The sequence below is a fragment of the Blautia sp. AM23-13AC genome (assembly GCF_003435675.1).
Lineage (GTDB): Bacteria > Bacillota > Clostridia > Lachnospirales > Lachnospiraceae > Fusicatenibacter > Fusicatenibacter saccharivorans.
In genome coordinates, this window is record NZ_QTUL01000010.1 from 76,123 (window position 1) to 101,149 (window position 25,027).

General features: G+C 42.1%; 15 protein-coding genes. 3 read left to right on the forward strand and 12 right to left on the reverse strand.

From position 1 onward, the window contains the following. Window positions 1–5: 5 nt before the first annotated feature. From DW642_RS11625 to pflA, 3 genes are all read right to left on the reverse strand, one after another. Window positions 6–1,583, reverse strand: a complete 1,578-nt coding sequence (locus DW642_RS11625; RefSeq protein WP_226906392.1) for a flotillin family protein — start codon at window positions 1,581–1,583, stop codon at window positions 6–8. A gap of 247 nt (window positions 1,584–1,830) precedes the next feature. Continuing rightward, a complete protein-coding gene (locus tag DW642_RS11630; protein WP_117510271.1) occupies window positions 1,831–2,178 on the reverse strand; it encodes a HEAT repeat domain-containing protein in 348 nt (115 codons plus the stop codon). A gap of 235 nt (window positions 2,179–2,413) precedes the next feature. After that, on the reverse strand, window positions 2,414–3,193 hold the full coding sequence (gene pflA, locus DW642_RS11635; protein ID WP_022463161.1) for a pyruvate formate-lyase-activating protein: 780 nt from the start codon (window positions 3,191–3,193) through the stop codon (window positions 2,414–2,416). 213 nt (window positions 3,194–3,406) lie between these two features. Between pflA and DW642_RS11640 the strand changes: the two genes are divergently transcribed. Together DW642_RS11640 and DW642_RS11645 are read left to right on the forward strand one after the other, a co-directional pair. After that, window positions 3,407–3,724, forward strand: a complete 318-nt coding sequence (locus DW642_RS11640) for a PadR family transcriptional regulator (protein WP_022463160.1) — start codon at window positions 3,407–3,409, stop codon at window positions 3,722–3,724. A 17-nt stretch (window positions 3,725–3,741) separates the two neighbouring features. Next, window positions 3,742–4,797 carry a DUF4097 family beta strand repeat-containing protein gene (locus tag DW642_RS11645; RefSeq protein WP_117510272.1) on the forward strand — a complete coding sequence of 352 codons (1,056 nt, stop codon included), beginning with the start codon at window positions 3,742–3,744 and terminating at the stop codon, window positions 4,795–4,797. A gap of 94 nt (window positions 4,798–4,891) precedes the next feature. On the opposite strand, the gene DW642_RS11650 is transcribed toward DW642_RS11645, so the two are convergent. The 5 genes from DW642_RS11650 to DW642_RS16290 all read right to left on the reverse strand — a co-directional run bounded on the left by DW642_RS11650 (window position 4,892) and on the right by DW642_RS16290 (window position 11,365). Continuing rightward, window positions 4,892–6,814 carry a hybrid sensor histidine kinase/response regulator gene (locus DW642_RS11650; RefSeq protein WP_117510273.1) on the reverse strand — a complete coding sequence of 641 codons (1,923 nt, stop codon included), beginning with the start codon at window positions 6,812–6,814 and terminating at the stop codon, window positions 4,892–4,894. 78 nt (window positions 6,815–6,892) lie between these two features. Further along, window positions 6,893–7,096 carry a hypothetical protein gene (locus tag DW642_RS11655; RefSeq protein ID WP_022462380.1) on the reverse strand — a complete coding sequence of 68 codons (204 nt, stop codon included), beginning with the start codon at window positions 7,094–7,096 and terminating at the stop codon, window positions 6,893–6,895. 80 nt (window positions 7,097–7,176) lie between these two features. Then, the gene (locus DW642_RS11660) at window positions 7,177–10,050 is read right to left on the reverse strand and encodes a response regulator (RefSeq protein ID WP_117510274.1); all 2,874 of its coding nucleotides are present in this window, start codon (window positions 10,048–10,050) and stop codon (window positions 7,177–7,179) included. Window positions 10,051–10,482: 432 nt separating this feature from the next. Then, the gene (locus DW642_RS11665; RefSeq protein WP_028086473.1) at window positions 10,483–10,662 is read right to left on the reverse strand and encodes a hypothetical protein; all 180 of its coding nucleotides are present in this window, start codon (window positions 10,660–10,662) and stop codon (window positions 10,483–10,485) included. Window positions 10,663–10,786: 124 nt separating this feature from the next. Beyond that, window positions 10,787–11,365: an ATP-binding protein gene (locus DW642_RS16290; RefSeq protein WP_242991184.1), complete on the reverse strand. Its 579-nt coding sequence runs from the start codon at window positions 11,363–11,365 to the stop codon at window positions 10,787–10,789. On the opposite strand from DW642_RS16290, the gene DW642_RS11680 reads away from it, so the two are divergent. Next, window positions 11,358–12,359: a relaxase/mobilization nuclease domain-containing protein gene (locus DW642_RS11680; protein WP_242991178.1), complete on the forward strand. Its 1,002-nt coding sequence runs from the start codon at window positions 11,358–11,360 to the stop codon at window positions 12,357–12,359. The two genes, DW642_RS16290 and DW642_RS11680, sit on opposite strands and share 8 nt — an antisense overlap. 163 nt (window positions 12,360–12,522) lie before the next feature. Here the strand turns inward: DW642_RS11680 and DW642_RS11685 are convergent, their stop codons facing one another. From DW642_RS11685 to DW642_RS11700, 4 genes are all read right to left on the reverse strand, one after another. Continuing rightward, the gene (locus DW642_RS11685) at window positions 12,523–13,224 is read right to left on the reverse strand and encodes a pilin N-terminal domain-containing protein (protein ID WP_117510275.1); all 702 of its coding nucleotides are present in this window, start codon (window positions 13,222–13,224) and stop codon (window positions 12,523–12,525) included. Further along, a complete protein-coding gene (locus DW642_RS11690) occupies window positions 13,208–14,074 on the reverse strand; it encodes a class C sortase (RefSeq protein ID WP_242991179.1) in 867 nt (288 codons plus the stop codon). The genes DW642_RS11685 and DW642_RS11690 overlap by 17 nt, the downstream gene beginning before the upstream one ends. Before the next feature lie 125 nt (window positions 14,075–14,199). Further along, window positions 14,200–15,966, reverse strand: a complete 1,767-nt coding sequence (locus DW642_RS11695) for a SpaH/EbpB family LPXTG-anchored major pilin (protein ID WP_117510288.1) — start codon at window positions 15,964–15,966, stop codon at window positions 14,200–14,202. A gap of 116 nt (window positions 15,967–16,082) precedes the next feature. After that, on the reverse strand, window positions 16,083–24,956 hold the full coding sequence (locus DW642_RS11700) for a Cna B-type domain-containing protein (RefSeq protein WP_242991180.1): 8,874 nt from the start codon (window positions 24,954–24,956) through the stop codon (window positions 16,083–16,085). Window positions 24,957–25,027: the final 71 nt, after the last annotated feature.

Genomic DNA, 25,027 nt, shown 5'->3' on the forward strand with positions numbered 1-25,027 from the left:
TGGATTTACTGCTCGCTGCCGTCTTTCTGCACCGGTTCGGATGCTTCCGCTTTTTCCGGGCTTTCTGCATCCGCTGCTGCCTTTCCGGCTTCTGCTTTCAGATACTCTTTGAGCTCTTCCGGGCTGGAGATCTGAATGTTGCGGTTTACTTTTGCATCGTATGTATCGGCTCTCATGATTTCGGAGAGATCGACACCGGTCGCCTCTTTCATCGACTCAAACAGCTTTGCCATCACCACCGGCACATTGCCCGCTACGGAGCCGATGCCGTTGTCTTCGCTTCCGCCGCCGATGATCGTAATCTTGTCGATCTGGCTGAGCGGCTCTGCGATCTTTCCGGCGATCTCCGGCAGAACCTTGATCATCATCTCTGCCATTGCGGCTTTGTTGTAGCGCTGGTAAGCCTCGGCTTTCTTCTCCATACCTTCGGCCTCTGCAAGTGCCTGGGCGCGGATAGATGCGGCTTCCGCCTCACCTTTTGCCTTGATACCGAGTGCTTCCTGCTCCATCGCATAGCGCTGGGCTTCTGCCTGGGCTTTCTTTGCCTCCGCCTCGCGGATTTTTTCGAACTGGTCTGCCTCTGCGTCTTTCTGACGGCGGTACAAATCTGCCTCTGCCTGCTGCTGTTTTGCGTAACGCTCGGCCTCGGCTTTCTTCTTGACTTCTGCCTCGAGGGATTTCTCGGTTACTTCTACTTCTCTGGCACGGAGCTCAACCTCACGCTCCTGACGGGCGATGTTCGCATTCGCGGAAGTGATTTCCAGCTCTTTTCTCTGCTGCTCTTCCTGAATCTTGTACGCTGCATCTGCCTCTGCCTTTTTGATATCGGACTCTTTTTTCAGCTCTGCCGACTTGATTGCCAGATCGTTGTTTTTCTTTGCGATCTCGGTCTCGGCAAGAACGCGCTCATCGTTCGCCTCTTTATTTGCACGCGCCTGGGCAATTTTGATTTCTTTCTCGGAATTGGCACGGGCGATCGCCGCAGATTTCTTGATTTTTACGATATTGTCGATACCGAGGTTTTCAATGACCTGATTGGAATCAACGAAATTCTGTACGTTGAAGCTGATGATGTCAAGTCCCATCGCAGCCAGGTCCGGTTCTGCATTTTCTTTGACCAGCTCCGCAAACTTCTGGCGGTCGGAAACCATCTCTTCCAGACGCATCTTTCCAACGATCTCACGCATGTTTCCTTCAAGGACTTCTCTTGCAACCTTGGCAATATATTCGCTGTCGCGGTTCAGGAAGTTCTGGGATGCTTTCTGAAGCTTCTGCGGTTCGTCCCCGACTTTGATGTTGACGGCTGCATCCACCTGAATATTGATGTAGTCAGCGGTCGGCACGGCGTCGCTCGTCTTCACATCGATCGCTACCAGCTTCAGACTCAGCTTGTCCAGCCGCTCAAAGAATGGGAGCTTGATGCCGGCTTTACCGATCAGGATCCGCTGGCCTTTTTGGAAACCGGAAATAATAAATGCGGTATCCGGCGGCGCCTTCACATAACCGCTCGCCAGAATGGCAAGAATGATCACCACAACAGCGATCACGGCAATCATGGTTGCATGTTCGAATACAAATTCCATCTTGTTTCCTCCCTTTTTTCTGCGGATGCTTTTCGCTCCGCGTTCTGCTTTTGTGTCTGTGTTATTTTCACTATAGCATTTTTTGCGGGATAAATACAACTGCATTATTATTACGATTTTGTAAGATTTCTGTTCGGGCAAAAACAATCCGCTGGAGCAGATTCTGATATGCCTTGCAACAAAAAAACGAAGGAGCTTCTTTTTACAGAAACTTCTTCGCCTTTCCTTTTTTTCACTGATCCTGCTCTTATGCTCTTTCGACAATCTTCTCCAGCGCTTTTGTGATCGCTGCTTTCAGCTCCGTCTGATCTGCCGGTGTCTTGACGGCCAGCTGACGGATCAGTGCTGTTACGTGATCGTCTCCAACATCACCAAGGCTCGTAACGGCCGCGATTTTTACGTCTACATCGTCTACTTCCAGAAGAGAAGTCAGAATATTAACAGAACCATCATTTCTCGAAGCTGCACAGGCTTTTGCAAGCGCTACCTGCGTTGTCTTGTCCGAATCCAGATACTGTTTTCTTAATTTGTCCCATTTTCCTTTTTCCACCATTTTTTTCAGCTTGTCTTCCGATGCCTCTTTTGAACCAAACATTGTAAATCCTTCTTTCTTTTTGCTCTTATTTTTGGTGGATGCAGCAACTGCCGCGGCGAATCAAAAAGGTTCGTAGTGTTTTTGCTGTCGTCCCTGTCATGTCCGCCACATTGTAACCATGCTCTCGTCCATAACAGAAATTATACTCCTTTTCTTCTGGTTTTTGAACAGAAATACTATAAAGTTTTTATAAAAATTGTTACTTTTTCACATTTTTTTCTTGTTGTTCTGCTTTTTATTTCAGATATCCCGTATATTCCGCCGTATGCAGCAGTTTATTGGCGTTTTCCACGCGCTCCTTGGTCGGCGGGTTGATGCCTTCGAGTTTGTATGGGATTCCTAAGGTTTCCCATTTGAATACGCCGAGGGTGTGGTATGGGAGAACCTCTACGCGCTGTACGTTGTGCAGGCTGTGTAAAAACTCATCGAGGCGAATCAGGTATTCATCGTAGTCGCTGCGTTCCGGGACGAGGACGTGGCGGATCCAGACTGGTTTGCCGATCTCGTCAAGGTAGCGCGCCAGATCGAGGATGTTCTCGTTGGTGCAGCCGGTCAGCTCTCTGTGCGCCTTGTCGTCAATCAGCTTGATATCGAGCAGCAACAGGTCGGTGTATTTCATCAGCTCATTAAATTTGCTGAAATACGGCTCCTCTCTTGTGAACGGATTTCCACTGGTATCCAGCGTTGTGTGAACGCCGTTCTTTTTTGCCTTGCGGAACAGCTCGATCAGGAAGTCGATCTGCAGCAGCGGTTCTCCGCCGCTTACAGTAATGCCGCCCTTTTCGCCCCAGTAATTTTTGTAGCGGAGCGCCTTTTTCAGCACCTCATCCGCGGTCTGCCAGTCGGCATCTTTCGTCGTCCAGGTGTCCGGGTTGTGGCAGAACTGGCAGCGCATGTTGCAGCCCTTCACGAAAATCACGTAGCGTACGCCAGGTCCGTCGACGGATCCGAAGCTCTCGATCGAATGGATCGCGCCCTTTACCGGGCCATTGTTATTCTGATTCATTTCACTCATATTTTTTCCTCTTCTTTCCAACTTACTATCTTTCTATTTTTCTGTATTTTCCGGTCAAATTTCAGGGTTCTGCTTGATTATACGGAAATCCGCGGTTCTTTTCAAGGCATTTCCATGTACAAAATCGAACACATGGCAGAATAAAAATTTGGTTTGCTATATTGCATTACGATATAGTCTGTGTTATGATCTACTCAACAAGGAGGTGTTCATATGAATCCACAACTCAAAAAGGGCGTCCTCGAGCTCTGTGTCCTCTCCCAGCTGACAAAAGAGGACAAATACGGCTATGAGCTGACAGACGCCATTTCCCGCGAAATGTCCATCGCCGCAGGAACGCTCTATATGATTTTAAAACGACTCAAGGAAGCCGGTTACGTGGAAACGTATCTGCAGGAATCCGCATCCGGCCCTGCCCGGAAATATTACCATCTGACTGAAGCAGGAACAGCTTATCAGCAGGAGAAAAAACAGGAATGGCTGGATTTCACCCAGCAGATTAACCGACTGATTTCAGATGAAACGATCTGACGATAGAAAGGAAAATCATGATGAATACAACGTATGAAACTTATATGAATACATTGAAACAGGGCCTTGCATCCTTTGATTCTGCCGCCGCAGAGGAAATTTTAAACGATTTCGAATCCCATTTCGCCGACGCCCGCAGCCAGGGTCTCTCCGATGAGGAAATCTGTGCGGAACTCGGCAATGTCGACGATGTCCTCGAATTTTTCCGTCAGGAATATGCCACAACGGAGCAGCCTGTTGCAAACGTGCTGCCACAGGAGAAAACCCACTCCAATTCTGAAGAAACACATCCGAACTACCCGTACGACCCTTCCACCGCCATCACCGCTATGGAAATCTCCCTGCGGAACGCTTCTGCCAACTTTGCTCCGGGCACTTCCGCTTCGGTTGAGTTTGACTTTTCCGGCGACTTCGATCCGGACCGCTTCGAAGCAGGCATTGAGGGCAATACGTTCTGTCTGCGAGAGAAAAAGCTCATCCCTTCCGTATTCTGGAAACATCTTTTCTGCAATAATCACCAGAAAGAGGTGTTCTCCTTCCAGGTGCCGTCCACCGTACAGAAGCTGACGCTCCGCTCTTTGAACGGCGCGGCCGGGCTTGATACCCTCTCCCTTACTACGCTCGAAATTTCCGCCACAAACGGCAAAATCACCGGCGATTCCCTTTCCGCATCCAGCTGCCGCATACAGGCTGCGAACGGAAAGATCGTCCTGACCCGTCTGCGCACAGACAGCCTCGATGTTTCCGCCACAAACGGCAGACTTGAAATCACCGGCGGCTGCTCCCGCGCATCCTTAAACAGTGTCAACGGCAAAGTCCTCTTCGAGGGAACCTGTTCCGAGTCCCTGACAGCAAAATCCGTCAACGGTTCCGTGAAACTCCATCTCCCGCACGACCTTGCCGATGCGTCCATTCATGCATCCACGACAACCGGAAAAATCCGCCTCGTCTCCAATGGAAGAACGGATTCCTACACAAAAACATTCACCCACTCCGGTATTTCTGCATTCACCATTCAGGCAAGTACCGTCAACGGAAATATCCTGCTCTCTGACTTGCCGGCAGAAGACTGACAAAAAAAGAATGGACTGGATAAAATGTTTTTCTTTAGTCGACTGATATGTAAGAAGGACACTGACTACAAAATCAGTGTCCTTCTTTCTTCCTTTACATATATTTCATAATAGTCGGCAATAATACATTCATATCTATTGGTTTTGCAACATGATCATTCATGCCACTTGCCAAAGCCATCTTCTTATCTTCTTCAAACGCATTTGCTGTCATTGCAACAATTGGAATCTGCGATTTGTTACCGTCTTTCAGTTCTCGAATTCTCCTGGATGCTTCATATCCGTTCATAATCGGCATCTGAATATCCATCAGAATCAGACTGTAGTAATTTTGCTTTGCTTTGTTAAACATATCAATACATGCAACGCCGTTCTCCGCTCTTTCTATCATGATTCCCTCTTCCGTCAAAAGTTCCGTTGCAATTTCTGCGTTCAAGTCATTATCTTCTACCAGAAGAACCCTTTTTCCTTCCAGTTTTTTGATATTCAACTGACCGTCTGCATGTTTCGGATTCCTTTCTTCCGCATTTGCTATTTTTAATGGAAGCGTGATTGTAAAAGTAGAACCTGCTCCCGGTTTGCTCTGAACTGTGATCTTGCCATTCATTAAATCCACCAGTTTCTTCACGATTCCCATGCCAAGTCCGCTACCTTCTATTCCGCTGTCTGACGAAGATCGTTCCTGTGAAAATGATTCAAAAATATGTTTTTGGAATTCTTCTGACATTCCGATTCCGTTGTCTGCTATGATAAGCTCTAATACACTCCAACCTTCTTTTTCGCCGGGATATTGGTTCAATGTACAGCTTATGTTACCGCCTTCACCCGTGTATTTCACAGCATTACTCAAAATGTTAATCGTAATTTCAGATGATCTTGCATCATCCATATACAGGTATGGATATCGAATGTTCTTATTGACTTTCAGTGTTTGATGTTTTTCTTCTATCGGTTTCCTAAACATATCAATACATAAATCAAAGTTTTTAGAAACATCTGTTATTGTTTCATCCAGCGTTGCCTGGTTGTTTTCGATTCGTGCTAATTCAAGAATGTTATCAATCAAATGCAGCATTTTCTTTCCGCACAATAATATTTTTTCAAAGTAATCCTCTAATATAGTTGGCTCCTTTAAATGTTTCTCTCCCAATTCTGCATATCCAATGATTGCATTCATAGGGGTACGAATATCATGAGACATATTAAACAGAAATGTTGATTTTGCTTTATTAGCTGAATCGGCCAGTCTTGCAGCTTCCTGCAACAGTTTTTGCTGTTTCTGCTCATTTTCTTTTTGCTTCTTATATACAGAATATCCACAGGTACATAATATTACCAAAATACACGCTGTAATGCATCCCAGTACAATACTTAACTTATTCGTCTTCTCAACCATTCCATATGCTTTCTGCATATCCATTTCTATGCAGAAAGCACCTATCACTTCATTAGATTCATCTTCCGCTGTCACAGGATAACAGGCTGTAAAAATAGGTCCCCATGTTGTATCAACAATATCCTGAGAATATACTGTTTTTCCAGAAAGTGCTTTTTCTATATAAGGAACCATCTCCTTTTCAATCGGATCTCCTGGATGTCTGACGTCACCAGCCGATGGATCCAGTCCGTCTACAACGTAAATCAATCTACCGTCTTCATTTCTGGTTGCTGTGTAAATATATCTCGTAGAATTCAGCGTTCTGATTTCATTCATATATGTCGACATATTCTTGAATAGTTCTGTATTCTCATCAGCTTTACTTTTTATTTCATTAAAATCTTTTCGTCCCAGTCTGTCATTTACCAGCTTATGAACCGCATCTGCACTGGAAATATCTCGTTCAATTTCTGTTTTCAGAGCAGTTTTGGTATATGCTTGTTGTAAAATAAAAGTATATGCGACAACAGCCAAAATCACCATTGCCAGAAGGAATACCAACCGTCCCTCAAAAATTTTCCAATGATTTACCGGATTTTGATCTTTTCTTTTTTGTTTTATATAGTTATTTTTCATCATCGTATTTCACATGCCTTTTATCTAATTTTAATTTAATACAAAAACGTCTCAACTCTTCACGTATTTTACAAACATGGGTTACATTTCCAGACTCATCCCTTTTTTTACAGTAAAAAGCATTCTGTGCCAACTGCCATCACACATACGGTATTCTGTGGAAATGCATTCTTCCGCCTTCAATCTTGCTGAAAGTGTAGAGATATCCAGAAATGGACGGATCAGCGAGCGGTATTCAGATGCAGCCATTGTATCACAAAACTGATACAGTTTCTGTTCTGTCATAACAAAATCCTCTCTCTATGTTTCCTGTCTGCTTATCCCATGCACCTAGAAGGCTCCTGATTGCTGCGGTTGCCTCATAATCATTCATGACAGGCATTTTGCTTTCTCAACTCTTCGCTTATGGTCTGCTTAATTTTTTCATCATCCAACGGCTTTGCAAGATGTGCGTTCATTCCTGCTTCCATACACCTTTCGGCATCTTCCCTGAATGCGTTTGCAGTCATAGCAATGATAGGGATAGTTTTTGCATCTTGCCGCTCCAGAGCTCTTATTGTTCTTGCAGCTGTAAGACCATCCATCACCGGCATCATAACATCCATCAAAATAACATCATACGTTCCCGGTGCGGAAGCTTCAAAGTGCTGAACAGCTTCTAACCCATTGTTCACTGTTTCTACTTTAGCACCATTTTCCGTCAGCATGAATTCTGCTATTTCCGCATTCAGCTCATTATCTTCAACCAGCAATATCCTGATATCTGATATATCTGCATCAAAATCTTCTTTTTCTTCTGACCGTGCATTCGTATCAATTTTAAATGGAAGTATTACAGTAAAACAGCTTCCTTCACCAAGCTTGCTTTCAACGGTTATGGTTCCGCCCATCTTTTCTACAAGTTGTTTCACAATAGGCATTCCCAGACCTGTCCCATTATAATCAGAACGTGGGGAATTATCTGCCTGTACAAATGGAGTAAACAATTCATTTTTTATAAATTCTTCTGACATTCCAATTCCATTATCTTTTATTTTAAATTCACATGTCATGTGATCTTCTGATCTTTCAATCGTTCTCATACTCATGTAAATAAAACCATTCACCTTATTGTACTTCATACTGTTTGTAAACAGATTCATCAATATTTTTTTCAGATGAACTGCATTGCTCCAAACATATATACCACTGTAATCATCATGTTCTCCTATAACATGAAGTCCTTTTTCTTCTGCCTGAAAGTATAGCGACTCCGTGATTTCTTTACATACCTGATCCAGATTGATGGATTCATCACTAAAAACCACGGTATTCGATTCTAACTTTGCCATATCCAAAACATCATTTACCAATGATAATAGCAGTTTCGAAGACTCATTTATTTTATTCAGGCAATCTTTTGTCCGCTCACCATCATTTCCGCTTTTTTCAAGAATTGTAAGCATGCCCATAATGCCATTGATCGGTGTCCTGATGTCATGAGACATGTTATTTAAAAAGGAAGTCTTAGCCTTATTGGCACTCTGTGCTTCTACAAGTGCATTTTGTAATTCCTGCTGTTTTTCTTCAAGCTCCTGATTCAGCTTCAATGCCTGCTCAGCAGACTTCTTGGATTTTTCTTCCGCACGTTTTGATTTTTTCAAAGAATCAAGAATTATACACAGGACAACAAAAATAGAGATTCCAACTATGAGTGAGACAGCCAGTAAATTGTCCTGAATAAAATCCTTCGCTGTAACTTTTCGTGAAGAAGCATTATACGAAACTACTGCACCTGAAAATTGAGTTGTAGGCATAGATGTCAGTGTTTTATTCAGAATGGACAAAAGAACCGGTTCTCCCTGCCGAACAGCAAATGGAACATCGGCTTCTTTTGTCAGGAAAACACTATGAAGCTTATTATTTTTCAAATAGTCAGAAACAGTACCTGAACTGCTTACAATGCAATCTGCCTCCCCTTTCTGCATCGCTTTTACTGCTGCATCTGATGTCCCATATTCTATAATCTCCCATTTTGGATAATTGTATGAAAGATATGCCTTCAATGAAAAATTATCTTTTTCAACGGCAACTGTATTCTCTTTATTTTCATCAAAAGAATCCTTTGCCGTAATTGCTGCCATATTGAGAGTCAATAGCGTATCCGACAAAGCAACTCCTTTTGTTTCTGCAAAGTATGGATTCTGGTTTGTATGAAAAATCAGGTCTATTTTTCCATCCTGCAATGCCTGAAGCAGTTCACTTCTTGTATCATACCCCTTTAATTCAAATTCCAGAGTCTGACCTTGCAGACAATTTTCTGCAAGATCCACATAATCTGTGATAACACCTGTCAATTTGCCTGTTGATGGATCTACACTACTGATACCTCCATCCTGATTCAGATACCCTATCCTGATTGCTCCATGCTGCCCGATCCACTCCCTTTCTTCTTTTGAAAGAAACGAGCTGCTCTGTGCAGAAAGATAACGCCTGTAGAGATCATCAGTGTAAAATGGGTTGTCATCCTTGATTCTGCGCATAGCACTATCCAATGCTTCTTTGATATCCGGACGTTCTGGATTTATAGCGAAATAGATTTCTGTCTCTCCAATACTTGTAATCGGTGAAATATCCGATTCTTCCCAACGGGATTCTTCTACCGAAACAAAGCAGTCAATTTCGTGTTTCGACAGTTTGTCCATAACTTCTGCGGTATTAGAAACATTGACATGCTGCGTATGCAGACCATACTTTAACTCCCATTCGTTAAGCACATCCTCCGTTATATTATCTTTAGACACACCAATATTTTTTCCCTCAAAAGAATCCAAATTTCCTGCTGTAAGATCCATATTGGATGCATCCGTATAGATGTAGTATTTCTCTTCCCCCATAGGCATATCGGAAAAAAGCATATTTTCAGCACGTTCGTCTGTATAGGAAATGCCACCAAGAATATCAATTTCTCCATTTTCCAACTGTGTAAAGCAGTTTTTCCAATCACTTGTTATGTATTTATATGTCCATCCTGCATAACCTGCAATATCTTGAAGATACTCATAACCATAGCCGCTTCTTTCTCCCTTTTCATTGACTACATTATAAGTTTCCTCAAAAGATCCTACCCGAATAACATGATCAGAATTTTCTTGGGCAGATGTGGAAACAGGAAAAACAACCAAACATATCATTATGCAAAATATAAAATAACAAAATTTGAAATTTCTTATATTCTGTACTAATTTGCACTTCTTCATCTTTCTCCCACCCTCCAGGCTACAGTCGCTTGCTTGCTTGCAGATTTTAATTTTACATTCATTAATGTTCAATACCCCCACAACATTTTTATAAATATCTTTGCGACAGCTTCTGCTGTACTTTTACTATAATTATACTCTACAGCCAACTTGTGTCAATTTACTAACAGAGTAATTACATTCTTTTACTCCTTAATCTTGCTATTACTCTCCCCACAAATAGAGCCGAACTAGAGTCATTCGATAAAACAAATGCCGAAAACCCGCATAAATACAGGCTTTCGGCATTTTAGTCCGTTACTCGAACTCCTTTGCGGACTGCGTTTCATGACACGCAAAGGCTGTTATTAGAAGTTTATGTTTCGAATATGCGTTCTGATTTTGTGTTTTTCGCACCGCTTATGAAGAAATAAACTCCAAAATAACTCCATTTTACTCTTTATTATTTTGTTGTTCTTCTCTTGCGTACAGGAGATCCAATGCCTGACATACAACACCACTCATGCTCTGATAGTGTCTTTCTGCATACTCAACAAGTCTCTGTTTTTGTTCTGGAGTCACCCGTACTCGTATGTTTTCTTCTTTGCCATCTTTTGGTGTTTTTCTAGCCAAACATATCACTTCCCTTCCACAAGTATAGTTTACTACTGATTACTACAAAATGTCAATCTATTTTTGTTATTTATATATATATTCTCTTGGACTAATCTTGAGCTATCTTGGACTAATTTACTTCTCACTCCTGTAGATCTTTATCTACAATCTCCCAGTAACCATTCTTTGGAGATCCATGTCTTATAAGAATACTATACTCTTTTAACTTCTTAATATTGTTCTCAATATTTCGACTGGCAACCCCAATTTTTTCAGCTAACTTAACTGCTGATAATTGATGATCTTCTGAAAGTAACTTTATAATCTTTTGCTGTGTATCGTTGAGGTCTGTTCTCCACACTACCTCCGATGCTTCTCCGATGCTTTCTTTTCCATTTGTCATCGGAAATGAACTACGGAACAGCTCTACCCGAAACATATTATCGAATTCCTGAAATCTCGGCTTCGAAAGTCCATACTCTTCTGCAGCATTAAGGATTCTTTTTATTCCGCTTCCCCATGCTTCTACAAGTCCCATCTGACTGAATATATTGGCAATGCCTTTATTCCGGATCTTCGAATGACCATTCATGACTTCCTCATAAGTTAATCCGTTATATAATCCACCCGGAGAAGTCACCTCCAGTCTTTCATCATAAACTGCGACCTGAATACAAGATTCATCCAACAGGTTACAGTGACAATGGGCGTTAATGATCATTTCCAATAAGCGGAGCTACCATAAAATCTGCCGGATCAGTAATCGCATCTGCCAGGAAAATGGACTTGCCACCAGTATGCCAACCGGAGAAAAAGGAAAAAGCTATAAAGAGAACATGGAATATCATCATGGCACCAGCTGGAAAGTCAAGCTACGTGTTGCAGTTGATAAGGCAATCTGGACTTCCATCAACTATGAGGAATTTCTACAAAAAATGCAGTTAGCCGGATATGAAGTCCGCCAAGGAAAACACCTGTCCTTCCGTGCACCGGAGCAGAAGGACTTCTCTTACCTGAAATCTCTCGGAAGTTATTATAGCGAAGAAAATGTCCGCATCCGTCTGGCAAAAAATCGTAGCAAAGTGAAAACTCCAAAGCATCTGTCCAGAGATGCTCGCCTGTATATCAATATTTCCACTTATGTTACAACCGGCAATCGAGAAGGATTTGAACGTTGGGCAAAACTAAATAATCTAAAAGAGGCAACCCGCACCTTCAACTATCTTTCTGAAAATAATCTGCTGAATTATGAAGATTTTCAACAGCATGTTTCTGATGTTGATGCTTCTGTTAAAGCGGCTGAACAGAGAATAACACAAATCAACAATGAACTGAACACGCAGAAAGTCATTCAAAAACATTGTGATTCTTACCGGCTCTGCCGTAAAGTGATTGAAGATTGCAAATCTGCTAAAAATCCAAACGCATACCGGACCAAACATCAAGTAGAATACCAACTCCACGATTCACTAAAAAAAGAGCTTCAGGATCTCGGTGTTACCAAAATCCCAAGCTCTAATAAAATCCAGAAGCGGATAGAAAATCTTGAATCTGAACAGGCTGCTACTGTCCGTGAAAAGCAGGAATTACAGAAAAAGCAGAAGACACTGGATATCATCAGACAGAATTTCACAGCACTGCTTAATTCTCCTGAGATCAGTTCAGACTTACTTCCAGCAAAACGGGAACCTATTTCTGTCACAAGAGATAAATAAGATTGCACTGGCAACTCACTCATTTTCTTTCAAATCTTCCCATGGTTTAAAACCCATTTTCTCCCAGGTGACGCCATACGGTGCACCTCCGGAGGTATTTGTTTTTGGATTATGACAGTTATATAACGAAACGAAAAGACCGGGATTTCCCGATCTTCTCATATTATTTATGGACTTTTCTTTTACAAATACTAAATATGACTAAGGATATTCCCATTAAAGAAAGCCACATAATTACATTCGTATCATCTCCCGTTTTTACATTTGGAGTGCGACTGCTATTATCACCCGATGGTTCTTCTGAAACTGGTGGCGTATTCGTAGTAATTGGTGGTATCGATTCATTTTTAAATTTAGGTTCTGCCGTTACATTCCAAATTATCTGACCATCATAATTACCTGGAACTGTTATGATAAAAGGTTCGCTTTGATATACTTGATTGCTAATTTGTGTTTTTTGTGTCTGGATAAAAAGATACACTCCTTTTTCCAGATCTCTGTACATAACTTCTCCGTCTGAGTTGGTCTTTCCGGACATTCCTTTGATGTTGTTATCCTGTACATATTTTTCCAGTTTTTTTGCAGCTTCTGCCTGAGCGGAAGAATCATCAAAATCAAATATGACTCCAGACTTTACAAACTCACTCACTAATGCCCATGAATTATTTTTATATGTTCCAACCTGATACATCGTAAATTCAGTATTACTTAGCTTATATACCGTGGTCTCATCTTCAACAGTTGCTTTTAATAATATACTTCCCAGATCATTCGCAGACACAGGTAACGGAATGAGGAGTAAAAGCATACACATCACACTGACCATACACATATATATTCGCTTACGTTTACTTATTCTGCTCATGTTTTTTCTCCTTCCTGCGTTTATGTAACTTAATACTCACCCATATGATGATGAAGGCAAAAATTCCAGCAATCAATAGAATCAAATTGAATGGGATTGTGCGCTGAAGACCAACTTCCTCATCTATCTTCTGTGCCTCTTCATACGGAATTCTAGTGCCACGTACAAGCAGTCTGTGCGTGTTAACCGCATAAGGAGTGCATGTGACCAGTGTTACATAATCCTTGCCCTTTTCAATCTGTAAAGAATCTGTATCTGATGGCAATACTGTCAGAATCTGATCCACCTGATAGGCAAAGGTATGATGAAGAACTTTAATATAAAATACATCTCCAACCTCCATTTTGTTCAGGTCGGTGAATATCTTGGCATTTGCAAGTCCACGATGTCCGGATAATACCGCATGACAGCTCTCACCACCTACTGGAAGCGAGGTGTTTTTCAGATGTCCTACACCTGACTGCAGTACTTTTTCGGATGTTCCATGATAAACCGGAAGAACAACATCAAGCTTTGGAATATCAATATATCCCATCATTCCAGTATCATCAATTTTCAAAAGTTTGTTATACTCATCATCTTCTGTCTGGTTTTCATTGCTTTCTGAAAATGGATCTGCTATGGAACCAATTCCAATCAGGCTTTCATTGTATTCCTGTGCCTGCTTGATCATGGCATTTTCCTGATCTTCCGACAGATGAGAAACTTCCTGTTCATAATCTGTAGCAATGGTTGTGCTGTTCATCTGATTGATATAATTGCTCACCACCGGATACAGGATTAAAGAAAATGCCAGTAGATATCCGATTCCTCTTAGTATTTTCACTACTTTCTTCATAATATCCTTCACCTTTTCGTCTGTTTCTTCTGAAATACTCAGTTTACACTGAACATTTCAGAAAAAGCAGACATCCTCCCGGTACAATACCGGGAAGATGAACTGTCTTTTTATCCATTCTTAAACTTCAGAATGTCTTAGTTTTTTGCTTTCTTTTTACCAAAAGCTTTGCTTGCTGTTAATACACCGAAAAGAACGATACCAGCCAGTGTTACCATAAGGGCACCCTTGCTACCAGTGGATGGAAGCTGTGCACCTGTCTTATTTTCTACAGGCACTTCTGGTGAAGTCTCTTTATCCATATTTTCTACAGTTGTTGATTTGCCATTATATGTATAAGTTACAGAGTACTTTTTAAGTTCACCAGTTGCATTATCATATTCTGGTGTAATTACAATCTTAATATCGCTGAGAAGCTTGTTGTATCCGTCAGGAGCTTTTGTCTCTTTTAAGTAATATGTTCCGGCTTTCAGACCTTTCACAAGAACTTTACCGTCGTCATCAGATACGATTTTTGCAGATGTAAATCCAGCTGCACTTGCTTCTTCCGGTGTTGCCTGGCGGTATACACCGTTATTTTCATTTATAATATTAATCTTAGCATTTGTATCTGCTGCAGTACCTTCTGTGTTTGCCTTGTAAAGCTCGAATTCTGCTCCTGCAAGTGCAGTCTTATCGGTTTGATTATTCTGATCTTTTAAATAATATTTAAAGATTGTAAAATCAAACGTATGCGCATTTACAATACTTGGTTCAGATTTTCCTGTTTCATCTGTTCCTGGTTTATTACTAAACTCTAATTCCGCCTTGTTGGTATTTGGATTCATACCGATCACAGCATCTTTATTTAAAGTAGCTGTATATACAACTGTAATTGTCTCACCCACGTGTTCCTTATAGGAATTATAGAAATCATTTAAAGTAACTGTTAAAATACGGTTAGTTTTGTCATATGCAAGTGCATATGTGTTTACTCCTGACTTTTTAGCTGTAAGTGTTGTATTTCCAACTTTTACAGATAACACTTCTTTTAAATCAAGTCCTTTGGATAATGTATCGGTAAATTTAAAAGTATAAGAAGTATATCCTGTCATATCCGGTACTTTAGATGTCAGCTGGTAAGTAACAGTATCACCAATTCCAAAATCTCCGGCTTTCTTTTCCTCTGCTGCGCCATGTGGTGCGATGGTGTCCTCAGACTCATTTTCGTCATCTAATTCCATCTGGTGATTGCCTTCCCAGTTACCATTCACAATCGCATCAATTTTAATACCATTCCCCGTCTGTGATGGAATAAGTTTCTTATCTACTGTCGGGTAATTGCTCTTCATATTAACTGTAGCATCAGTACCTGTAACACTGACTAAAGATGCTACAGATTTTACTGTTTCATTTCCAGGTGCTGTAGATGTATCTGTTGCACCTAACGGATAAACTACATAATATCCGTATGCAAGATTGTCGATTACTGTAGCATCAGCTGTTGTCTCTACAGTTTTATGAGTAGCCTCTACAGCTGTTTTTGTTTCACCTGATGCACTAAGGATCCATCCCAGGATATCTTTTGCAAACGCTGCGCCTTTACTTCCATCATCGCCAATCTGCTCTTTAACATATTCATATGCTGCTCCACTTAAAGCTTCACCTGTTAAACTTTCAGATCCTGGTATTCTAGTATTATTCTTAAAGAATCCTTCATATGCACTGTTCAGTGTATATGCTACGTTATCGCCACTTTTTGTTGCTGTAAAAATCTGATACAGATCCAGAGTCTTTCCTGCCACTGTATTGTTGACAGTCAGAGTGCCTTTTGGATCTTCTGCTGCAAATGCAGTCATGCTCATGGACAGTATCATGGTCATTGCCATCAGAACTGCCATAAATCTTGATACTAATTTCTTCATGTTCCTCTTCTCGCTTTCTTTTGATTTTTTATTGGTTCGCTTTGGATTCTTTCAGCCTTTACGGTGGAAGTTCCCCACGCAGCCATATCTCTCTCATGACACTACTTCCCCCTTTCCTACATCGTCTGTTTCCTTTTCTTTCTACGTCCGGTATAAAGCAGGAACGCTAACAACAGACCACCTGCTATGATGAACATCATGATGCCTTTTCCACCAGTGTCCGGAAGAAGTGCAAAATGTCGGTTGATGATAGTGAAGGTAAATCCATCTTTAGAAGTTTCGATTGTAGTTGTATATCCTTTTATTTCCGTTTCCGTAACAGAATATTTGTAATAATGCAAAGTTCCGTCAGCATCTTTTGTATAGGCTGGGAGCAGCTTGTCGGGTTTTTCTGACTTAATAATCTCCTGCCATGTGGATTTTGAGATATCGCCTTTTATTACATAGTTTTCATATCCCGGCACAACTTCTATATGTTCCGTTCCATCTGCATCCGTCCAGCTTCTGGAAATCGTGACTGTAATGGAAGCCGGCCTGATACCATCCATATTTCGGAAATCTTTCCAGACCTTATTAATGGTCAGATTTACAAATTCATCACATGGATCCTGTGTATCCGATGGTTCCGGTGATGTGCTGTCCCCTGTATTTACTGTAGTTTTGGCATCTGACATCAGAACCGCTTTCGCATCTGATACATAAGCATTCAGATCTGCCGTTTCAGAAGAATCTTTTGTTGCCATGACCGCATTCTGCAAGGTGTCATATGTATCTACCTGCACTACATGTTTTACAGAAAAGATGCTCCATCCATTTTCCTGGCTGAACGTATCTGTCAGGACAGCTGAATTCTTTTTGATCTCATTGACCGTAATCGTCGGTTTTCGGTAGATACGGTAAATGTTATCCTCACCTTCTACACCTGCTTTTGTATTAAACTCATATACGGAGTCCAGTTTACTATTTCCGCTGAATGGTCCCACCAGCTTGGATGTTCCACGGACCACATCGCAGTAATACATGTCATTATTCCGAAGAAGACCTTCGTCGTTGTAACCAACAAAGCCTCCGCTTCGTCCATCTGTTGCCGTACCGTCTGCATCATTTCCGGCTCCGCCTGCGTAGACATTGTATCCAATGCTGATTCCATACACATTACTGTCTGTGATTTTTGTCCTGTTTGCCTTGATCAGGTTGACACTGATATTTGATTTTGTATCATCATCTTTTGAAATTCCATTACTGTCACACGGAAGCTTAATAGAGGAATCTCCAATCTTTATGATTGCAAAATCTGTCCGCTGGCCGTTGTCTGGTGACTTTTTGGACAGACCAACGGAAATATCAAGTCCCAGCAGATTCACATGGATGAGATTTCCATCGTACAGCGCATCGACCTTCACAATTCCAAGATTGATGTGCAACAGGTTGGAGTCCTGAATTTTATCCAGATACAACGCCTTTACAAGATTATCCAGAACTACGAGCAACGCATCCACCACCGTGGAATCCAGTTTTACATCCGCAAGATAGGCAAAGCTTGTTCTTCCGGCAAAGCCTCCGGCTGTTCCACCGGATTCTACCAGTTTCAGGCTGTTTTCCTGATTTTGGGCATCTCCGGCATTACAGCCTGTCATTCTGGAAAGATTTGCATAGCCGATAAATCCTCCTGCGATCTGCTCCTCTCCACCTTTACTCTGAACGGTATAACCACCAGGTATACCTGCCACACTGCTGTCATCAATGTGGGAGCCAAAAATATCCAGAACACCGAGGGCACCGCCAAGAAGCTGTCCTGCATTATCTCCCAGCACATCCAGCTTCTCCATTTTCACAACTCCGCTTTTTCCGGAGTAACCTACAAAACCGCCGACGCTGTTCAGTCCAGTTACATAATTTAATCCTGTTACAGTGCTGTTTTTGACAGAACCATTTAACAGTGAACCACCAAATCCTCCAGCTGTTCCGCTGTATGTAACCTGATTATTCTGTCCTGCATCTGTTGCTGTGTTAGCACTGACGCCAAGCCCTGCATCTGGACTTCCTGTGACATTTCCGTAATATACATAGCTTCGGAATGCATCCAGCACATCGGTTTTTCCAAGTTTTAAAAGATACTGTAATACCGAGGTCTCATTACCTGCACTAATGTTTGCGGCACCGGAAACATCCGCAATACCGAAGCATCCACCGGCATATTCACCGGCTACTACGGAACGGATCTTGTCTGCACGGATTCCGCTTCCCGGCGTATCCTTCTCGCCGAGGACCGCTCCGCAGAGACTTCCTGCAAATCCTCCTGCTGCTTTTGCGTACCCGGTATTGCTTCCATTTTGATAGGTTCCGTTTACGATCACGCCCCAGTCATCCCAGGCTGACACAGATGCACAGCGGATGGTGGAAACAGTAGCATTCAGAACCTTAATCAGCTCTGCCGGAGCATTTACCATAAGAACATCCAGAAGCTTATTCAAAAGTCCCTGTTTTGTAGCTGTATCAATAGCTGCCACACTACCCGGATCTACTTTTCCGGCAAAACCGCCTACATAAGAAGTTCCATCTACACGCCTTAAATTTGTGATACTGCAGGAGGAAGTTTCATCTCCCCAGATTTGGCCGCCGATCATTCTTCCCACATAGCCTCCGGCAAATCCTGCCGGATCTTTGTCTGCAATACCGGTTGCTTTGATCCTTGCACCGGAACGATATCCTTCCACATGGGACTGTTTCACGACTGGCACAAAGGTTTTTAATGCTGCCAGGCTGTCTGCACCTATAATCTTAAGGTCTTCCAGTGAAACGCCACCTGTGTTTGCCACAGAACCTGTGAGCATCTCACCAGCAAATCCACCACTGCTTCTATAAGCCTCTGCCAACTGAAGATCTACGGCAGTACCGTTTGTAACGGTTCCTCCTTCCATCCGACCCACATAGCCTCCGGCAGAACCACCCTGTGTTGCATTACTTGCCAGAATGCTCCGTCCTGCTGTAACAGCGTATCCATATGCATACTGGGAAATAATCTCATTTAACTGATTCTGATCATTGACTTCACCAAGTGCCTGTAATTTATTACCGTAACTTCCATAAGAACCGACAGCACCAACCCATTTGTTCCAGGTATCCGTATCCAGTCCACGAAGCGGTCCATAAACAGCTGTATTCTTTTCTGTCGGATATACTGCCTGAAGAAGCGTCAGCGGATTATCTAGTTTGATAAGACCAAATAAAACCTTCAGACTTCCTGTATCTGCAACATTCGCACACCGCATCAGTCCGGTATAACCTCCGGCATATTCCGTTCCATATACGGAACGGATACGATAGGCCGCACATTCTCTTACGGTTCCTGTATATGCAGCACCTTTCCAGTTATCCGTATTGTTTCCCCAGATCTGACCGCCATAGTTGTAACCCGCATATCCTCCTGCAAGTCCACGGTAAATGCTGTCATCACTTTCAGCCTGAGCCCTCACAGCACCTCCACAAGGTACACAGGTTGTTTCGCTGTTTTTGATCACAGGAACAAATGCCTGTAAAACGCCAAGAAGATTATCTGCCTTGATCAGTCCTCCAAGAGCACTTAATCCATTTACCACATCTGCCGCATTCCCCGGCTCCATGATTCCAACATATCCACCGGCACTTTCACGCCCTATGATATGTGCAAAATTATAAGAATTACTATTTTGAATCTGAACTCCAAGAAGTTCTCCTGCATATCCACCGGCTTTTCCCGTAACACCGTCTCCGTCTGTTGCAAGAACATTAAATCCGCCTGTTGCTCCATAAACATCTGAGTTGTCTATGATAGATGCAACTACAGTCAGTGCTGATAACAGTCCTGTCGTAGAAAGAACATGATCCAGAACGCTTGCTCCACCGATGGCTGCCGTACTTCCCATAGCAGCTTTACCAATATAGCCGCCGGCATAACGATAACCATTTACCGCATATGCACTGTCATTTCCGTAATAACTGCTACCATCTTCCTGCTGCAGATTCTTCGGCTCACTGACACCTGTATGCTGCAATTTATTTACATCGGAATTGCTGATCTGTACACCAGTTCCGCATCCGATAAAGCCTCCGGCACTTCCGGCATCCGCATCGTTGGTGCTATCTTTTTCAAGAGTACCTGTAACGGTAACGGTAACGGTAAACCCTTTTTCTACAGAATTAACACTGGCATTACTGATCACCGGAACAAAAGCATTGACCAGGGATAGTAATCCTGTCAGATCAACCAGTTTTGTAAGAATTGATGATTTAGATCCAATCTCTGCAACCGCTCCGGCTTTTACCAGACCTCCGAAGCCTCCGGCATAACGAAGGCCTTCTACTTTCAGAAGATTTTCTACTGCCGTTCCTTTTCCGGAATCAACAGCATTTGCTGAATTATCTACATGACCGCTCTGCATCTCTCCAACGAAGCCACCTGCATAGCCTTCTGCGTTTTCAAATCCGTTGTCAGCTGTAACAGTCAATCCATCTGCGGTACCAGCAACTTTGCAATTTGTAATTTTGCTGGATGCAGCCTGCAAGACACTCGCCAACTCTTTCAGACTCAGAATCTTACCAAGGACACTGTTCAAAAGATCTCCTGTGGCATCTCCTGCCTCCGCTGCACTTCCGGACCGCATGATTCCGATATAGCCACCGGCATGATACGGCGCTGTGACTTCTTTTACATTAGTCACATCAGAGTTTTTAACCATAACTGCTTTTCCATTACCGATGTATCCTCCGGCATCTCCAAGCGCCACATCATCATTTTTTCCGGATGCTGTTACGACTAAGTTGTTTCCTTCAATAGAAGAATCGGAAATTCTCGGATAAGCCACATCCATGACACTGAGAAGTTGATTTACATCCAAGAGGCCCAGTAACTTAATAGAACCTGTCTGTGCCACATCACCAGGCATCAGCCTTCCTGCAAAACCACCGGCATAGCTGGTTCCCTTTATATAAGAGAGTCCGGTAATATTTGTTGTTGCAATCGCACCAGTCTCACCTTCTGTTGTTTCATTCTCGCTATTCGTGACTGCTGAAATGAAATCTGCTTCTTCACTATTCTTTTCACCTGTAGAGCCATTCGAAGATGAATTCGTGTCTGTGTCAGCTTTGAATCCGGAATTGTTGTTTCCATAGTTGATATCTACTGCCTGTCCTTCACCCAGAAAACCTCCTGCCATATCAGCGGATACCTGAGGATCAGAACCATTCGAAACATAGGCAATAGACGTATTATTGAACTCCGGTCTCAGGGCACTGACAACTCCAAGCAGGTTCTCCAATTCAATTCCTGTCAGTTTTGATGTAGTGGAATCTCCAGCACTTAATGCATCTCCGGCTTTAGCAAAACCTGCAAAGCCTCCGGCTTTTCCTGATGTTGCAGATGCAGTAACAGTTTTCAGGTTGCTGATCTTAGTGTCCCTTGCTCGTCCACTAATGCATTCTCCAATAAAACCACCACTATAACCTTTCTCATTGCCAGTAAACACACTATATCCTGACGAAACACCTGAAACAGTGCTGTCAACTGTAAACGTCTCAATCATCTGCCCTACAGAAAGAAGGCTGTCAATTTTCAAAAGCGGTAATCCAAGAAGTTTAATACCACCAACATTAGCAAGAGTACCACTTCCGAAATATCCGGCAAATCCTCCTGCACACTTTCCAGCCGTTACAGAATTCAGATTTGTGACGGATATTTTCCTTACTTCTCCACCTGTTCCATAACCGATAGCACCTCCGGCACGACCATTCTCTTTATCTGACGCAGTAACTGTAAGTCCCAAAGAGCCTCCGTTTACGGAACAATCTTTACATTCAAAACGCATGTAGTCTGCTGCTGTAACTGTTCCGCCAAGGACATCACTGACACTGGTCATTTTAGCGTAACCTAAGATTCCTCCAGCATTCTCTGTTGCTGAAACAGACATGCTTTCTGATGCAGTAATACTATTAGAATGCTCATTAAAACTGTAAGAAATACTGTTTTTTGCAAGCATACGATTCAAAGCTTTTGTAGTTGATTTTGAACCATCTGCAAGTTCTGAAGTATTAGAAACCTGAACAGCTCCGGCATATCCTACAAGTCCACCGGCATATTTGCCACTGGCATCTAGGGATATCGTACTTCCACCAATGGTACATCCGCTTATAACAGAAGGGCGAAGTCCCACCAGGTTCAAAATATCCATATCCGTAATATTACCGTTCAACAAACCTGTAAGAAGTTTTTTCACAAGATCAAGAAGACCTTTATTTTCATCAATAGATGTAACAGCACCAAGGGTTGCTAAGCCGGCAAATCCTCCGGTATAATCTTTTCCGGACACTGTACCAAGAGAAGAAATACTGCAGTCCACGGCATAACTGTTACGCATTTCTCCTATAAATCCACCTGCATAACCACTTTCCTTACCAGAGCTTCCTGTCGCAGATACATTTGCACTGCCATTAATGCTACATCCAAGCATTACTGTATTGACCGGGAAATCAGCTATTTGGATTCCCAGATGATCCAGTGCACCTGCAACAACTGCATTGGAAGCACGGCCAATAAATCCTCCTGAGTAATCTGTACCATTAACACTCTCAGTACCATTAACTGAACATCCAGTCATTACAGCACCTATTGTTTCACCAGCAAATCCACCTGTATAATTCTGCCCAGATATCATATCATTGCCAGATACTGAACAATTGCTGAACACCGGATTCACATAGCCAATTGGAATCAGGTTTCCAACTCTTAGAACACCTCCATTCAAAAGCGTTGTAATCAGATCCCCAAGACCTAATACTGGAATCAAGTTTAATAAAGTACTAAGTGCGTCCGTTACTCCTTTAAGCACTCCTGAAAGAGCTTCATATTTTGTAATACCCGAAATGTACCCGACAAAACCACCTGTCCAGCTGTTTGCATTAGATACTCCTGATAATCCTTCTACATGACAGTCTAATATTTGTACATTTCCTTTTACAACGCCGGCAAAAGCTCCTGTTGAAAAAGATTTTGGATCCTTTTCCAACCCACTTGATAATCCCAGGACTTTTAAAACTCCGGTCAACACTACACCAAGCAAACTAAAATCTTTTTTAATAGAATTCGTTGTCGTTGATACAGAAACTCCTGATAAGGTAAGATTTTTTACGACAACCTGTTTTGATGAAATCTGTAATGAACTGTCATATGGGGTCGATAAACTTCTAAAAAATCCAACACCATATTCCGTGTCCGAGCCACTTCCATTTGAATAAGCACTCTGATTAATTGCTGTGTCCTGTACAATCTTTACGTTACTGATTTTGACATTAGCACCTTCTGTCATTCCCTTGCGGCCTTCCATATTTCCCTGGAAGTTCTTTATAGGAGTCCAGTTATCATCTTTCCCATTAGAATTTGTCCCTTCTTTGGAAAGATCAATATCACGAAAGATAATATAATTCGCATCCTTACTGTATTTATATCCAGATCCTGCAATATTGGTATTGCTATGTTTTGACGTATCATAAGTAAGTACATAAGTTTTATTCTCATCAACTGTTATACTTTCCGAATCTATATCATCAGTAAAACCACTTTCATCCCCACTGCTTGTAAAAGCTTCTGCATCATCACTTCCTGTCTCAGCTGCTTCCTCGCTATCTGACGGAATCATATCAATCAAATCACTGTCATTTACAGTTTCATCTGCTTCAACGGATGCCGCTTCGGAATCACTGGCAGTACTTTCTGTTGCAGTTACTGTCATATCGGCTGACTCCTGAATCGTACTACTTACATACACATAACACTGTGTAGCTTTTGTACCAGCTATATCCCAAGATTGATTATCCAAATATTCTGTATCATTCAGCTTATGAGCACCGTTTTTATTAGCATACAATTCCTTTCCGGACCAATTATATGTATCATTAAACTTTACAATATCCGCATCACCCGGATAATACAGTTCCGTTTTGTATTCTGATGTATCCGCTGCCGGTTTCCAGTCTGTATATCCCCCCAGTATTCCCTCATTTTTCTCTCTTGTTTCATATACTCGCCAGATTGGTTCTGTCACATCCGTATCTGTTCCGATTGCCCGGAGCTGTGTTTCATTTCCAATCAGAATATAATTTTTATCACCGATCTTTTTTACCACCTGACCGAAATAATTTCTTCCTTCATAATCAGATGGATAAGCGCTAGTAATATCCTTAGTTGTCTCCTCTGTCCCAGCCTTATTTGCAAGAAGCTCCGGTGTTTCTGTTGTAAATGAAGAAGCAAGCACATAATTATGTGTTTTGCTGTAAGTAAGATAGGTACCATCTTCCAGTGTAAAAACCTGTCCCATTCCAACTTTTTCAGCAATATAATCCTCGCTCATTACAGGTTCGCTGTCTGAAGATTCCCCTTTCATCAATTCAAGCTGGTATCGGTTATACACATAAATCGTATCAGTCACTGAATCATATACTGTGTTGCCCGTGCGCTCTGATGATGAAGTGATGCTACCTGTAAAATCTGATGGGAAATTCCAGACATTTTCATTATCTATTGGAATATCATTCATCAAACAATAGGAAGCGTCTGATGCATAGGTAAGTTCTGCACCATCTGCAAGGACCTTGTCCCCTTCACCAACATTTCCATCTTTGTCTCCGGAAAACATCTGTGTTCCTGTACCGATTTGCAGAAGTTGCTGGTAATTGTAGATACATATTTTTCCATCTTCATAATCTGGATTTGCTTCTTCCAAAGTATCTGAGGTGTTTTCATCCTCGATAATTGTTTCTTCTCCATCTGTAAATCCTTGATCTTTGGAATTACCAAATTCCTCTGTTACTTCAGAACTTATATCTGTATTTGGCTCTGATTCTCCTTCAAAAGAATCAGGAATATCACTTTCCGTGATATCAGATATTTCAGATGTATCACTGCTGAAACCATCCTGTTCCGATATATCTGTAATTTCACTATTGGTCTGCACATTCATTCTTTCTGAATCTTCAGCATTCGCAACTACGACTTGCGAAGATAATAATGTAACACACAGAACAACTGCTG

What these genes read in the sequence shown, in the direction of transcription:
- DW642_RS11625 (WP_226906392.1), bottom strand. Translation starts at nt 1,583, where the DNA reads ATGGAATTTGTATTCGAACATGCAACCATGATTGCCGTGATCGCTGTT.
- DW642_RS11630 (WP_117510271.1), bottom strand. Translation starts at nt 2,178, where the DNA reads ATGTTTGGTTCAAAAGAGGCATCGGAAGACAAGCTGAAAAAAATGGTG.
- pflA (WP_022463161.1), bottom strand. Translation starts at nt 3,193, where the DNA reads ATGAGTGAAATGAATCAGAATAACAATGGCCCGGTAAAGGGCGCGATC.
- DW642_RS11640 (WP_022463160.1), top strand. Translation starts at nt 3,407, where the DNA reads ATGAATCCACAACTCAAAAAGGGCGTCCTCGAGCTCTGTGTCCTCTCC.
- DW642_RS11645 (WP_117510272.1), top strand. Translation starts at nt 3,742, where the DNA reads ATGATGAATACAACGTATGAAACTTATATGAATACATTGAAACAGGGC.
- DW642_RS11650 (WP_117510273.1), bottom strand. Translation starts at nt 6,814, where the DNA reads ATGATGAAAAATAACTATATAAAACAAAAAAGAAAAGATCAAAATCCG.
- DW642_RS11655 (WP_022462380.1), bottom strand. Translation starts at nt 7,096, where the DNA reads ATGACAGAACAGAAACTGTATCAGTTTTGTGATACAATGGCTGCATCT.
- DW642_RS11660 (WP_117510274.1), bottom strand. Translation starts at nt 10,050, where the DNA reads ATGAAGAAGTGCAAATTAGTACAGAATATAAGAAATTTCAAATTTTGT.
- DW642_RS11680 (WP_242991178.1), top strand. Translation starts at nt 11,358, where the DNA reads ATGATCATTTCCAATAAGCGGAGCTACCATAAAATCTGCCGGATCAGT.
- DW642_RS16290 (WP_242991184.1), bottom strand. Translation starts at nt 11,365, where the DNA reads ATGATCATTAACGCCCATTGTCACTGTAACCTGTTGGATGAATCTTGT.
- DW642_RS11685 (WP_117510275.1), bottom strand. Translation starts at nt 13,224, where the DNA reads ATGAGCAGAATAAGTAAACGTAAGCGAATATATATGTGTATGGTCAGT.
- DW642_RS11695 (WP_117510288.1), bottom strand. Translation starts at nt 15,966, where the DNA reads ATGAAGAAATTAGTATCAAGATTTATGGCAGTTCTGATGGCAATGACC.
- DW642_RS11700 (WP_242991180.1), bottom strand. Translation starts at nt 24,956, where the DNA reads ATGAATGTGCAGACCAATAGTGAAATTACAGATATATCGGAACAGGAT.